This is a genomic window from Pseudoalteromonas sp. AOP7-A1-14 (assembly GCF_052376275.1).
In the GTDB taxonomy this organism is placed as follows: domain Bacteria; phylum Pseudomonadota; class Gammaproteobacteria; order Enterobacterales; family Alteromonadaceae; genus Pseudoalteromonas.
This window is the reverse complement of record NZ_JBQSVO010000005.1, coordinates 20,910-34,354: the sequence shown is the minus strand read 5'-3', so window position 1 is coordinate 34,354 and position 13,445 is coordinate 20,910. Positions and strand designations below refer to the sequence as shown.

At 40.4% G+C, this 13,445-nt stretch carries 12 protein-coding genes and 1 pseudogene; 3 read left to right on the top strand and 10 right to left on the bottom strand.

Annotated elements, in window-relative coordinates:
* Positions 1-129: 129 nt before the first annotated feature.
* The 5 genes from rplS to ffh form a co-directional block, all read right to left on the bottom strand.
* Complete coding sequence (gene rplS / locus ACT3RM_RS01810; protein WP_441834266.1) at positions 130-489, bottom strand: 50S ribosomal protein L19; 360 nt, start codon at positions 487-489, stop codon at positions 130-132.
* A gap of 33 nt (positions 490-522) precedes the next feature.
* The gene (gene trmD, locus ACT3RM_RS01805) at positions 523-1,290 is read right to left on the bottom strand and encodes a tRNA (guanosine(37)-N1)-methyltransferase TrmD (RefSeq protein WP_441995846.1); all 768 of its coding nucleotides are present in this window, start codon (positions 1,288-1,290) and stop codon (positions 523-525) included.
* Positions 1,290-1,826 carry a ribosome maturation factor RimM gene (gene rimM, locus ACT3RM_RS01800; RefSeq protein WP_441994720.1) on the bottom strand — a complete coding sequence of 179 codons (537 nt, stop codon included), beginning with the start codon at positions 1,824-1,826 and terminating at the stop codon, positions 1,290-1,292. Before rimM ends, trmD begins: the two co-directional genes overlap by 1 nt.
* A 17-nt stretch (positions 1,827-1,843) precedes the next feature.
* A complete protein-coding gene (gene rpsP, locus ACT3RM_RS01795) occupies positions 1,844-2,092 on the bottom strand; it encodes a 30S ribosomal protein S16 (RefSeq protein WP_441834263.1) in 249 nt (82 codons plus the stop codon).
* Positions 2,093-2,350: 258 nt separating this feature from the next.
* A complete protein-coding gene (ffh, locus tag ACT3RM_RS01790; protein ID WP_441834262.1) occupies positions 2,351-3,730 on the bottom strand; it encodes a signal recognition particle protein in 1,380 nt (459 codons plus the stop codon).
* 252 nt (positions 3,731-3,982) lie between these two features.
* Here ffh and ACT3RM_RS01785 point away from each other — a divergent pair, with 252 nt between their 5' ends.
* On the top strand, positions 3,983-4,789 hold the full coding sequence (locus tag ACT3RM_RS01785) for a cytochrome C assembly family protein (protein WP_441834261.1): 807 nt from the start codon (positions 3,983-3,985) through the stop codon (positions 4,787-4,789).
* Here the strand turns inward: ACT3RM_RS01785 and ACT3RM_RS01780 are convergent.
* Positions 4,786-4,938, bottom strand: a complete 153-nt coding sequence (locus ACT3RM_RS01780) for a hypothetical protein (RefSeq protein WP_441834269.1) — start codon at positions 4,936-4,938, stop codon at positions 4,786-4,788. The two genes, ACT3RM_RS01785 and ACT3RM_RS01780, sit on opposite strands and share 4 nt — an antisense overlap.
* On the opposite strand from ACT3RM_RS01780, the gene ACT3RM_RS01775 reads away from it, so the two are divergent.
* Positions 4,883-6,121: an HlyC/CorC family transporter gene (locus ACT3RM_RS01775; protein WP_441994724.1), complete on the top strand. Its 1,239-nt coding sequence runs from the start codon at positions 4,883-4,885 to the stop codon at positions 6,119-6,121. The genes ACT3RM_RS01780 and ACT3RM_RS01775 overlap by 56 nt on opposite strands.
* A 309-nt stretch (positions 6,122-6,430) precedes the next feature.
* Here the strand turns inward: ACT3RM_RS01775 and ACT3RM_RS01770 are convergent, their stop codons facing one another.
* Positions 6,431-7,039, bottom strand: a complete 609-nt coding sequence (locus ACT3RM_RS01770; protein ID WP_441834260.1) for a transglycosylase SLT domain-containing protein — start codon at positions 7,037-7,039, stop codon at positions 6,431-6,433.
* 157 nt (positions 7,040-7,196) lie between these two features.
* On the bottom strand, positions 7,197-8,774 hold the full coding sequence (gene gshA / locus ACT3RM_RS01765; RefSeq protein WP_441994721.1) for a glutamate--cysteine ligase: 1,578 nt from the start codon (positions 8,772-8,774) through the stop codon (positions 7,197-7,199).
* Positions 8,775-9,197: 423 nt separating this feature from the next.
* Between gshA and ACT3RM_RS01760 the strand changes: the two are divergent.
* Positions 9,198-9,543, top strand: a pseudogene (locus tag ACT3RM_RS01760) (PAS domain S-box protein); the annotation flags it as partial.
* A 261-nt stretch (positions 9,544-9,804) separates the two neighbouring features.
* Here ACT3RM_RS01760 and clpB read toward each other — a convergent pair.
* Both clpB and pgeF read right to left on the bottom strand, forming a co-directional pair.
* Positions 9,805-12,381 (bottom strand): ATP-dependent chaperone ClpB, encoded by a 2,577-nt coding sequence (gene clpB / locus ACT3RM_RS01755; protein WP_441834258.1) that lies wholly within the window; start codon positions 12,379-12,381, stop codon positions 9,805-9,807.
* A gap of 330 nt (positions 12,382-12,711) precedes the next feature.
* Entirely contained in the window at positions 12,712-13,440 is a 729-nt protein-coding gene (pgeF, locus tag ACT3RM_RS01750; RefSeq protein ID WP_441834257.1) for a peptidoglycan editing factor PgeF, read from the bottom strand.
* Positions 13,441-13,445 lie beyond the last annotated feature (5 nt).

Below are 13,445 nucleotides of genomic sequence, written 5' to 3'. Positions count from 1 at the left end.
GATGTTTAATTTTAACATCTTACATCTTTGGTCTTTCATTTTATCTTTAAATTTTGGTCTTTTAAAACCAAAACGGGCTGCATCCCGAAGAATGCAACCCGTTTTATCTGCGTTGATAAACAGCGCGTATTAGTTAAGTTTTTCTCTAATACGTGCAGATTTACCAGAACGCTCACGTAGATAGTAAAGCTTAGCACGACGAACCGCACCGCGACGCTTAACTTTAACGCTATCAATAAGAGGGCTGTGCGTTTGGAATACACGCTCAACACCTTCACCGCTCGAGATTTTACGAACTGTGAATGCTGAGTGAAGACCACGATTACGCTTAGCGATTACAACACCTTCAAAGGCCTGTAGACGCTCTTTAGCACCTTCTTTTACTTTTACTTGTACTACTACAGTATCACCAGCACCGAATGCTGGTACGTCTGTTTTAAGCTGCTCTTCTTCAAGCGCTTTAATAATATTTTGGTTTACTTTTGCCATTATGTTTCTCACTTTCCTAGGTGTAACTGTCTTCTAGCCACAAGCTTGTTGGTACTCTTGCTGAAATTGCGCGAGTAATACCGCTTGCTCCTCAGTCAGAGCTAGGTTATGCAACAAGTCAGGACGGCGTAGCCAAGTTCTACCTAATGACTGCTTAAGCCGCCATTTAGCTATCTCTTGGTGGTTTCCACTGAGTAATACAGCAGGCACCTGTTTGTCGTCCAATGTTTCTGGCCGTGTATAGTGAGGACAATCTAGCAAGCCATCCGAAAATGAATCTTGCTCTGCTGATTGGTTATGACCTAATACACCCGGCACTAATCGCGCTACTGCGTCAATTAATGTCATGGCTGGTAGTTCACCGCCACTCAAAATAAAATCACCAATTGACCATTCTTCGTCAACATATGATTCTATTATTCTCTCATCTATACCTTCATATCGACCGGCAATTAAAATCAGATTTTTAGAGTTTGCGAGTTCGCTTGCTCCTTGCTGATCTAATTTGCGCCCTTGTGGGGACATATAAATTACTTTAGCACCATCGCCTGCAGCCTGCTTGGCTTCAACAATGGCTTGTTTCAATGGTTCAACCATCATTAACATACCCGGCCCACCCCCGTAAGGACGGTCATCTACGGTTCTGTGCTTATCAGTAGCATAGTCCCGAGGATTCCAGCAGTTAAAATCAATTAATCCATTTTTCACTGCGCGACCAGTAACGCCTTGGTTAGTAATAGCGTCAAACATGTCCGGGAAAAGGCTTATCACCCCAACCCACAACGAACTTGTTTGGCTCATTAAAAGCCAGGCTCCCAGTCTACGGTAATTTCTCTTGCATCATGCTTAACCTCTTTAATAACTGAATCAGTTAAAAAAGGAATTAAACGCTCAGCTTGCCCAAATGCATCTTTATTATTTGCTTTCACAACCAATACGTCATTTGAGCCTGTCTCCATCAGGTCATCAACTGTGCCTAAGTTATAACCTTTATCAGTTACAACCGACATGCCGATGAGATCTCGCCAATAAAACTCACCTTTCGGGAGTTCTGGTAATTGTGCAGCATCAACAGAAATTTCTGCGTGGGTATAAGCCACAGCTTCGTCTCTATCGTTTACTTGCGCAATTTTAGCGATAAAGCCCTTATTATGTCGACGCCAGTCGACCACTTCTAAGGTCTGCCATTTACCTTGCTGCCCTATCAACCACGGGCTGAAATCGAAGATCCCTTGGGGATCATCAGTAAATGAATGTACCTTAAGCCAGCCCTTTATACCATACGGGGCACCGAGCTTTCCTACGACAATTATTGATGAGGTGTTCTCTTGACTCATGGTTACACTTACGCCTATTAAGCCGCTTTACGAGCGTCTTTTACTAACTTACTTACGCGATCTGAAAGAGCTGCGCCTTGACTTACCCAGTGTTCAACACGAGGTAAATCTAAACGTACTTTTTCTTCTTGACCACTAGCAATTGGGTTAAAAAAGCCTACTTTCTCGATGAAGCGACCGTCACGCGAGAAACGGCTATCCGCAACCACAATTTGATAGAAAGGGCGTTTTTTAGCGCCACCACGTTGCAAACGAATAGTTACCATACCGTCCTCTAAATAGATTGACTGTTTTCATTAATAAGATTTACTCCCCAGAATGGGAAGCTGGGGAATTGTACGAGTTTTTAGCAACAATGCAAGTAAGAAGTGACTGAAAATGGGAGTTTAGTTGATTAAACTATGATCTACGCTTTAAATCAGAGTTTACAGCTCATTGAGCACATAATTTATCTATAAAAAAAGAGGCCTTTAACCTCTTTCTTTAACTAACCAGAAAAATAAATGAGCAAATTAAACCACAAACTAGAATTTTGGCCCGCCGCCACCCATCATACCCGGTGGTAAAGCGCCTTTCATTCCGCGCATCATTTTCATCATGCCGCCCTTACCTTTCATTTTTTTCATCATTTTTTGCATTTGCGTAAACTGTTTAAGCAACTTGTTTATCTCTTGCACTTGGGTACCAGAGCCTGCCGCTATGCGCTTTTTACGTGAGCCTTTAATAATTTCAGGGCGCGTACGTTCTTTTAATGTCATTGAGCTGATGATGGCTTCCATTTGAATAAATGTCTTATCGCCCATTTGGCCTTTTACTGCATCGGGTAAATTTGACATGCCCGGCATTTTATCAAGCATAGACATCATACCGCCCATATTCTTCATCTGCTTTAACTGCTCAGCAAAATCATCAAGGGTAAAACCATTACCTTTAAATACTTTTTCAGCCACTTTAGCAGCTTTATCTTTATCTACTTTCATTTCAACTTCTTCGATCAATGAAAGTACATCACCCATACCTAAAATACGTGAGGCAATACGGTCAGGGTGGAAAGGTTCAAGTGCATCAGTGCGCTCGCCAACCCCCATAAATTTAATTGGCTTACCTGTAATATGGCGTATAGATAAAGCTGCGCCACCGCGGGCGTCACCGTCAGTTTTAGTTAAAATTACACCACTGAGCGGTAATGCTTCATCAAATGCTTTAGCTGTATTTGCCGCATCTTGACCTGTCATGGCATCAACCACAAATAAGGTTTCGATTGGATTGATAGCACTGTGCAGGTCTTTAATCTCGTCCATCATGTCATTATCAACATGTAAACGACCTGCGGTATCAACTAGAACAACATCAATAAATTTCTTTTTCGCATGGCTAATTGCAGCAGTGGCAATATCCACCGGCTTTTGCGAAATATCACTTGGGAAAAACTCTACGTCAACTTCGGTTGCTAAGGTTTCAAGCTGCTTAATTGCCGCAGGACGGTAAACATCGGCACTGACTACCAGTACTGATTTCTTTTTTCGTTCTTTTAAAAACTTAGCCAGCTTACCCACACTGGTAGTTTTACCCGCACCTTGTAGACCCGCCATCATTACCACTGCTGGCGGTTGCGCGTTTAAGCTAAGTTCTTCATTAGCCTCACCCATGGCTTTTTCAAGTTCTTCACGGACAATTTTAATAAACACTTGTCCTGGGCTTAAGCTTTTGGTTACTTCAATACCGACGGCACGTTCTTTAACTTGCTTAACAAAATCACGAACAACAGGTAAAGCTACATCGGCTTCTAAAAAGGCCATGCGCACTTCACGCAGTGTATCTTTAATATTATCTTCAGTTAGGCGTCCGCGGCCGCTAATATTTTTTAAGGTTTTACCTAAGCGTTCTTGGAGATTCTCAAACATGTAAAAGTTCCGATAAACGAGTTATGCCAAGGCGCAAGCTATATAAGATTATCTATAAAAAATAACCACACCTATTAGCAGTATAAAAATTAAATTATTAGCAGTATAACGTAAATAACAGCAGACAATACAGTACTCAAATGCGCTGTTTGAGTTTCTTTTTACAAACTCTATGCATTTGCCTTGCTATAAAATACAATAAGGGCAATACGACAGGGATTTTTTTGACTCAACGTGAGCGACCAAAGCACTATGCTAATTATTAGTTTAACGATTATTGCTTGTTTATTTTATGTGTTAGCAACAACACATGTTTTATCGCGGCTTTTTCATAAACAAGGCCCAAGCCAAAAATTAACGGTTATTTTAAGCACCATTGCTATTTTGGCGCATATGTTGCTTTTAGTTAATTCGGTATTTCGCGCTGATGGGCAAGATTTAAGTATTGCTAATGTATCATTACTTACCTGCTGGGTTATTGTGCTATGCGTAACCACCGTTTCACTAAGATTCCCCGCCACCTTATTACTACCTGTTGTATATGGTTTTGCGGCCTTACTAACTTTTGCTAGTTTGTTTATTCCACACCATATTTTACTACAAAGTATTGATGTTGAAATCGGTTTAGTTGTGCATATATCGTTATCGCTATTGGCATTTTGTGTGTTGATCATCGCGACTTTATACGCAGTGCAATTTTACTTTATTGATAAACGCTTAAAGCGTAAAGATTTAGCCATCGTACATAGCCATTTACCACCTCTAATGGTGGTTGAACGCCAACTTTATCAACTATTAAATATCGGCACACTACTACTCTCTTTAGCGCTGCTCTCTGGTTTTGTATTTTTAGAAGGCATGTTTACGCAAGAGTTCATCCATAAAACGATTCTTTCAATCGTTGCTTGGATTATTTTCACCACAGTTGCGATTGGCCATTTAAAACTAGGCTGGCGTGGCAAACCGGTGGTGATCACCATAATGGTAGCTGCATTTATTCTAACACTGGCGTATTTTGGCAGTCGTTTTGTTCAAGAAGTAATACTGAATAAGTTTTAACTTGACTCGGCCACGACTCTACCGCTTAATACACCTTGGTTAAATAAATAAGGATCCCCTTTGGATAGCATATCTACGAGTGTTTTATTTGTAATTTTAGGAATACTCATACTTTGTTCGGCATACTTTTCAGGTTCTGAAACAGGCATTATGTCAATCAACAGAATTCGTTTGCGTCACCTTGCTAAAGAAAACCACCGCGCTGCAAAACGAGTTGATAAATTACTTAGCCGCCCTGACAGACTCATTGGTCTTATCCTAATCGGTAATAACTTAGTTAATATCGCCGCCGCACAAGTCGCGACAATTATAGGTATTCGTTTATATGGCGATTTAGGTATTGCCATTGCAACGGGTGCACTTACTTTAGTGGTGCTTATATTTGCAGAAGTTACCCCAAAAACATTAGCAGCCCTCTACCCTGAAAAAGTTGCCTTTCCAAGCTCAGTAATCCTCAAAGGCTTACTGAAAATAATGTTTCCATTTGTAGTTGTTACTAACTGGATGACCAACGGCATACTCAGGTTATTTGGTATTAGCGCAGAACAAATAGATGAGCACAGCATGAGTAAAGAAGAGCTGAAGACTGTACTCAATGAGTCAGGTGCGCTAATTCCTGCGCGTCACCAAAGCATGCTAACCTCTATTTTAGATTTAGAACAAGTCACCGTTGAAGACATTATGATCCCACGAAATGAGATTGTAGCGATTGACATCAACGATGATTGGAAGTTTATCAGTAAACAATTAACTCACGCTCAACATACCCGCGTACTTTTATATCGTGACCAAATTGACGACGCCGTTGGCTTTATTCACTCTCGTGATGCGCTACGCTTACTGACGAAAGAACAATTTGATAAACCATCACTACTGCGTGCAGTACGTGAGATTTACTTTATTCCTGAAGGAACCTCACTAAACACCCAACTTTTTAAATTCCAGCAATCTAAAGAACGTATAGGGCTTGTAGTAGATGAATATGGCGACATCCAAGGTTTAGTAACCCTTGAAGATATACTCGAAGAAGTCGTGGGTGATTTTACTACCACTCAAACTCGTACTCCAAGCGAAGAAGTAACCACTCAAGAAGATGGTTCATTCTTAGTCGATGGCGGTGCTAATGTCCGCGATCTAAACAAAGAAATGAATTGGGAATTTCCACTTGATGGCCCTAAAACACTCAGTGGTTTAATTGTTGAATATTTGGAAAACATTCCTGATGCCAACTTAAGCTTACGTATCGCAGGTTACCCAATAGAAGTTGTTGAAGTAAAAGAAAACATGATAAAGCTGGTACGTATTCAGCCAAAAACGAAAAAACATGAATAAAAAATAACAAAAGAGCAGCGCCCGCTGCTCTTTAATTACCACTGGTGTGGGGAAGTTCCGACCTTACATACCCCAAATCATACCCTAAATAATATAACCCTAGAATGCCTTAAACATAGTCTACTTTATTATCTCTAGACTATACGCGTGCTTATATTAGTCAGTTATATTGCATCACCTTTGATAAAGAAAACATCACCAGTTTATAAGGAGGTAATAGCTTAATAAGCAATACACGAGCATAAAAGCCATCCCACTAGAAACAAACAAACCCGCGATGCGGGCTCGTTAAACTTCTAACATTTAAAATCAGCTAAACAAACGTTCAAACCAGTTTTTATCTAGTTCGTCTTCACAAGTTTTTAGCTGAGCGCCATAGCGGCTAGCTCGATGCTTCACTTTATTAGCGACACTCATTAGCCATTTTTTATTGCGATAAGTACCGCGTTTATAACCACTCCATCCTTCGTGATAATTAAGATATTGTGTATAAGCATCCCACTTTGAAATACCATTTACTTTATGGGTTTTATAAACAAACCATGCCATAAAGTCGATAGCATCATCAAAATCATCACGGTCAGCGCCATTATTGCCAGTTTCACGGATATAATCAGACCAAGTAGGTGTTTTAGCTTGTGAGTAACCATAGGCGTCGCTGGCTCGACCAATTGGAATGATCCACAAAAAATATTCCATAGGTGGTGCTGCATCGTGCCTAAATGAGCTTTCTTGGTACATCATACTCATTAGTACATGTTTAGGTGAACCCCATTTATCTTGTGCATCTCTGGCATCATAATACCAATCACTTTTTTCTTCAAAAATTTTACATAAATCATGAGGTTGCTTGGGTGGGGGCGTAGCGCAACCAGATAAAACAACCACCAGCGATAAAATAGTTAAAGTTTTTTTCATTTTCTTTGAATCTCACTGAACTTTTTCAAAATGGGGAGGTCTTATTTTATGAATGCAGTAGTATAGCATTGTTTCATCCCTGAAAAATATTTACGCAGCCGACTTGGCTGCGTTTTTTTATGCCTAAAGAAAAAAGTTAGTCATTTTATTGCTCATCTTAAACAGCTTTAAAGTAAGCGTCTAAAAATGCTGTAAATGTTTGCGTGTCTGCAGCTTTAACAGCTTGTTCGTCAATTTCGGACTGGCGTGCTTGCTCTGTCAAATATTGCTTAGAGTAAACATTATATGGACGCTTAAAATGGCTTTCTTTGTAACGCTCAGCAAGCGCTAAGGCAAAGTGACCGTTATCAATTCCAGATTCTTTAAGCTCACTCACATAGCGCCCAGAATAAGTTAGACTTGGAGAATTTATCCAATCGCTCATACCTTCAATAGTGCTTGAGTAAGTATCAACACCGTATGCTTTATCCATAAAAGTAGCAACTAGCCTTAGCTGGCTGAAAATATCTTGGCCCCAAGATTGCAAACTAACACTTTCACCAGAACGATTAAGCATAACACCCGCCTCACGGCCTTGGTTCACCACAGTATCTAAATTTTCAGTGCTGCGACTTTGAGAGTCCCATCCCATTTCCGGCGACTCTTTAAGTAGACAATAAGTCAAAAACACATCTAAAAAGTGAATTTGCTCAATATCAATACCTGTCTCACTAAATGGGTTTACATCTAACGCACGAATTTCAATGTACTCAATTCCACCGCGAAGCAGCGCATTTGTGGGTGTTTCACCATTTTTTGCATTGCGTTTAGGGCGGATCGGTGAGTAAAACTCATTTTCGATTTGTAGGATTTTTTTATTAAGCTGCTTAGGCTCACTGTGTTTATAATCATCTAGTTGACCATAAATATCAGACGGGGTATTAATAGCGCTTTTTAGCCCCGCAACATATTCATCTAACGAGTTATACATTACTTTAAGTGATGACTGTGCACTATTAGTATAGCCTAAATCACCTAAACGCAGCGCCGTACCCGTTTCAAGGTATAACGTGCCTTTACCTAACTTTTTAAACGGTAAGTCTGTAGCACGTCCTTGTAAAAAAGAGCCGCATAATGCGGGTGATGCACCAAACAAATAACTAATTAACCATAACTCACGCTTAAAATTTCGAAGTAACCCTAGATAACCTTGAGAGATAAAGCTTTGCAACTCGCTAGTATCACTTTTGATTTCTTGTAGTGCCTGCCAAAACGAATCAGGGAATGAAATATTAAAATGTACGCCTGCTATCGCTTGCATCATACTGCCATAGCGATTTTTAAGCCCTTTACGATATAGCGTTTTCATTTGACCAATATTTGAATCACCAAATTGCGCCAGCACAATATCGTCTTGATGTTCAATAAAACAAGGCATACTAATTGGCCACAGCAACTCATCACCCATATGTTCAAGAGTAAACTTTTGTAGATCTTCAAGTTGACTAAGCGTCTCTTTGGCTGAAGTACTTACAGGAGTTATAAATTCAAGTAACGACTCTGAAAAATCAGTGGTAATGTGGCCATTGGTTAATGCACATCCAACACCTTTCGGGTGTTCTTTTCCTGAAATAGCGCCACTTGGCTGAATTCTTAATGCTTCGCGTTCAATACCACGTTTAATACCTTTAATAGCATGTTGATATTGTTGTTGGCCTAATGCGTCAAGCGCTTTAGTTAAATCATGTGTTGTCAAAAAATGCTTCCTCGAGCCACGTGGCTTAATCCTTACTGTATGGGGGCAAATTGATAATACTCAATACTAACTTGTTAAGATCGTAGCTTTTAGCCTATAAAATACTTACTTAACAAAAATACAGTGTTGATAATTAATCTTGCCATTGAAGTTAGTAATATACAATTGCTTTGTGTCATTGTTTTATTATCATTTACTTGGTGAAAGTAGACAGCTAAATCCCGAGTTCAAATTCAAAACGATTGTTCTAGAACATAAAAAATCAATTTTGCAGCACAAATAACCTATACTCAGCGAGAGCTACTTTATTTACTAAAGTACCAACTTTATACTCAATAAATAATACTAAAGCATAAAATTGAGGGCTACCAATGCGTCTTGGCTAAACCATTGTCGGTCAGCGGTTGTGTTTTTTAAAAGCATCAAGAGTTAGTCTCAACCACCGATTTACATGGTGTCGTCACTTATAAAAACAAAGATTTTTTCACTGTGGTTGGTTATAGTCTAGATGATCTAGTCGGTAAAAATCATAATCTTGTGCCCCGCCCAGATAGGCCAAAAGCAACATTTAAAGAATTGTAGGAAAAGCTAAAAGCCGGCCACTCTTTGCTCGGCATGATAAAAAAACCGCTATAAAGATGACCGCGATTATTAGGTTAATGCCTTTATTACTGCAATATTTGAACATAGTCAATTGGTTGGTTATTAATCGGTCAAAACAAAAACTTCTGCTGATTTAAAAAACCGAGCACAACCCCTCTACAACAAAAACAAATTCTAAGCAGTGATATTGGCGACAACTTAAGTCGTATTAAATACCACAGTGATGAAAACTTAAACAAAACTTAAGCTTCAATGTTGCCAAAGAAGCCGCAGAACTTGTTGAAAATTCGCGCAAAGTGAATGACTTAATGTTGACGATTAAAGTTTGGGGAAAGTTGCAGGGTGATCAAACCGTGGACCTTATCACTTTTACAATACAACTAAAAAGGCCAGCAACGTTGCTGGCCTTTTAAATAACGGTTATAAATTAGCGCGAAGTAAACACCAGTCCGCTTTCATCACTATCAATAGTAATTGTTGCACCAGGGATATATTCGCCCCCTAATAGTTTTTGCGCGAGTGGGTTTTCAATCGTTTGTTGAATACCCCGCTTTAATGGCCTTGCCCCATAAACGGGATCAAAACCGCTAGCAGCAATGCGTTCAAGGGCTGCATCGGTCACCTCTAGCAAGTAACCTTTCTCAGTTAAGCGCTCTCGAAGTTTTTCTAGCTGAATATCGGCTATTTCTTTAATATGCTCATTAGCAAGTGGGTGAAACACAACGGTTTCATCAATACGGTTAATAAACTCTGGTCTAAACTCACTGACTAACACCCCCATCACTTTTTCTTTTAACGTGTCGTAATCATTACTACCGGCTTGATCCTGAATAATATCAGAACCTAGATTTGAGGTCATAATGATCACCGTATTTTTAAAATCAACAGTGCGGCCTTGACCATCGGTTAAGCGGCCATCATCAAGTACTTGCAATAAAATATTAAATACATCAGGGTGTGCTTTTTCAATTTCGTCGAGCAAAATAACGCTATAAGGACGACGACGAACCGCTTCGGTTAAATAACCGCCCTCTTCATAGCCCACATATCCCGGAGGTGCCCCCATAAGACGGGCCACCGAATGCTTTTCCATAAACTCTGACATATCGATACGCACCATGGCGCTCTCGGTATCAAACATATAATTTGCTAATGCTTTCGTAAGCTCGGTTTTTCCCACTCCCGTTGGCCCTAAAAACAAAAACGAGCCAATCGGACGATTAGGATCGGCAAGTCCTGCGCGCGAGCGACGTATTGCATTAGATACAGCCACCACGGCTTCGTCTTGACCAATCACTTTTTGGTGCAATGCACCTTCCATTTTCAATAATTTTTCGCGCTCACCCTGCAGCATTCGTGATACCGGAATACCTGTCCAACGCGAAAGAATTTCGGCTATTTCATCTTCACCTACTTGGTTTTTAAGTAAACTCATTTCTTGCACTTCAGCCTGTGAAGCTAGTTCAAGTTTGCGCTCAAGCTCAGGAATACGACCATATTGCAACTCAGACATCCGTTGTAAATCACTAGCACGACGAGCTACATCCAAATCAAGGCGTGCTTGCTCTAACTCACCTTTAATAACTTGTGTACCTTGAAGTGATGCTTTTTCTGCACTCCATACTTCGTCTAGTTCACGGTACTCAACGTCAAGCTCTGTGATCAGCTCTTGCATTTCAGCGCGGCGCTTTTGACTGGCTTCATCTTTTTCTTTGGCAAGGGCGTTATCTTCGAGTTTTAGCTGAATAATACGTCGCTCAAGTTTATCAAGTGACTCAGGTTTTGAATCAATTTGTAAACGAATAGAAGAGCCTGCCTCGTCTATTAAATCAATGGCTTTATCGGGCAATTGACGGTCGCTAATATAACGGTGCGATAGCTGCGCCGCAGCAACAATAGCTGGATCGGTGATATCAACAGAATGATGTAATTCATAGCGCTCTTTTAAGCCGCGTAGTATGGCAATAGTATCTTCAACAGAAGGCTCTTCAACTAATACTTTTTGAAAACGACGCTCAAGAGCAGCATCTTTTTCTATATACTTGCGATACTCATCTAATGTGGTTGCCCCCACACAATGCAGCTCACCACGGGCAAGGGCAGGCTTTAACATATTACCCGCATCCATAGCGCCGTCGCTTTTCCCTGCGCCGACCATGGTATGGATTTCATCAATAAACAAAATAACTTGGCCTTCTTCTTTTGCCAACTCATTAAGCACCGATTTTAAGCGCTCCTCAAACTCCCCTCGATACTTAGCACCAGCTAACAACGCCCCTAAATCAAGTGATAATACACGTTTATTTTTTAAACCTTCCGGCACTTCGCCATTAATAATACGTTGCGCTAGCCCTTCAGCAATAGCGGTTTTACCTACTCCAGGCTCACCAATAAGTACTGGATTATTTTTAGTGCGACGCTGTAGTACCTGGATGGTACGACGAATTTCATCATCTCGCCCTATTACCGGATCAAGCTTACCTTGCTCAGCACGTTCGGTTAAATCTACTGTAAATTTTTCAAGCGCTTGGCGTGTTTCTTCCGCATTTGGGTCGTCTACCTTTTGACCACCCCGAATAGCTTTAATTGCAGTTTCAACCTTCGTGACCGTTAAGTTAAGGGCGCGAAAAATGTTTCCCAATGGGCCTTTATCCTCACAAGCAGCTAGGACAAAAAGCTCGCTTGAAATATATTTATCTTTACGCTTTTGTGCATATTTATCAGATAAATTAATTAAAGACACCATATTGTTTGATAGCTGTACGTCACCGCCAACACCTTCAACTTTAGAAATTTTCTCGATTTCTTGAGATAACTTGGTGTTAAGTTCATCAGCACTGATACCTGCTTGCGCTAAAAGTGCGCGAACACTTGAGCCACTTTGCTGCAATAACGAATACATTAAATGCACAGGTTCAATAAATTGATGGTCACGACCAAGAGCTAACGACTGCGCATCAGAAAGCGCAGATTGAAATTTACTGGTAAATCTATCTAAACGCATGAGTGGATACCTAATAAAAAAACTAATTGTTTAATTAATGGGTATGTTTGTCGATTTGATCAAGTAACAAGCTGTAAATTAATTGCTAAAAGGTTAAGGTCTACTTATCTTCCCAGGCTAAGTTTGCAGCAGTTAGTTTGCTTGTTAGACAAAGCAGAACCTAAGGACGATTAACTCTTTAGTGCCTACATTGATTCAGGTAAGGGGCGAGCTCAGGACGCGATAGCTTTGCCCTATTTTTACTTAGTCCACTAGGATAAAATCTCGCGTCGCGATTAAGCCGTCCCTAAATAAACAAGTTTTAATCCTAAAAGGTCAACATGCCCAGGATTATTTACGCCATATCACAGAGGCCATCCGCCCTGTTTGACCATCTCGACGATAAGAGAAAAATAACTCAGACTGACTGACCGTACAATATTCACCACCAAAAACATCTTTAACTCCTAGTAAGTTAAGTTGCTGTTTAGCAATGCTATAAATATCGGCCAAAAACTTATCGTTAGGCTCAGCTATAAAAGCTGCTTGATGGCTGCTATGTTCAGCTTCAAAAATAGCTTTAACTTCACTACCGACTTCAAAATTCCCAGCACCAATTGCAGGGCCTAGCCAGGCAATTATATCGGCTCTTTCAACGCTAAATTGAGCAAGCGTATTATTAATAATGCCCGCCGATAACCCTCGCCAGCCACCATGAATCGCCGCTATTTCAGACCCACAACGCGTAGCAAGTAAAATAGGTAAACAATCAGCAGTCATAATAGCAAGCGGTTGATTTTTAACACGAGTAAATAACGCATCAGCATCGTACAGACAAGTTTTATCAAAATGTTTGTCGACGTTGATAACATCACCACTGTGCACTTGATTTAACCAAACAGGAAGTGCTGGCAACTGCGCAGTTAATACTGCACGATTACTGTTTACTGTGTTTGGGTTATCTCCCACATGTAAGCCTAAATTTAGACTCGCAAAAGGTGGCTGTGAGTCGCCACCTTTACGTGTTGTACTAAGCGCGCCAATATTCTGAGGAGCTGGCCATGTGGGCGTTAAGTTCATACCTG

What these genes read in the sequence shown, in the direction of transcription:
- rplS (WP_441834266.1), bottom strand. Translation starts at nt 489, where the DNA reads ATGGCAAAAGTAAACCAAAATATTATTAAAGCGCTTGAAGAAGAGCAG.
- trmD (WP_441995846.1), bottom strand. Translation starts at nt 1,290, where the DNA reads ATGAGCCAAACAAGTTCGTTGTGGGTTGGGGTGATAAGCCTTTTCCCG.
- rimM (WP_441994720.1), bottom strand. Translation starts at nt 1,826, where the DNA reads ATGAGTCAAGAGAACACCTCATCAATAATTGTCGTAGGAAAGCTCGGT.
- rpsP (WP_441834263.1), bottom strand. Translation starts at nt 2,092, where the DNA reads ATGGTAACTATTCGTTTGCAACGTGGTGGCGCTAAAAAACGCCCTTTC.
- ffh (WP_441834262.1), bottom strand. Translation starts at nt 3,730, where the DNA reads ATGTTTGAGAATCTCCAAGAACGCTTAGGTAAAACCTTAAAAAATATT.
- ACT3RM_RS01785 (WP_441834261.1), top strand. Translation starts at nt 3,983, where the DNA reads ATGCTAATTATTAGTTTAACGATTATTGCTTGTTTATTTTATGTGTTA.
- ACT3RM_RS01780 (WP_441834269.1), bottom strand. Translation starts at nt 4,938, where the DNA reads ATGCCTGTTTCAGAACCTGAAAAGTATGCCGAACAAAGTATGAGTATT.
- ACT3RM_RS01770 (WP_441834260.1), bottom strand. Translation starts at nt 7,039, where the DNA reads ATGAAAAAAACTTTAACTATTTTATCGCTGGTGGTTGTTTTATCTGGT.
- clpB (WP_441834258.1), bottom strand. Translation starts at nt 12,381, where the DNA reads ATGCGTTTAGATAGATTTACCAGTAAATTTCAATCTGCGCTTTCTGAT.
- pgeF (WP_441834257.1), bottom strand. Translation starts at nt 13,440, where the DNA reads ATGAACTTAACGCCCACATGGCCAGCTCCTCAGAATATTGGCGCGCTT.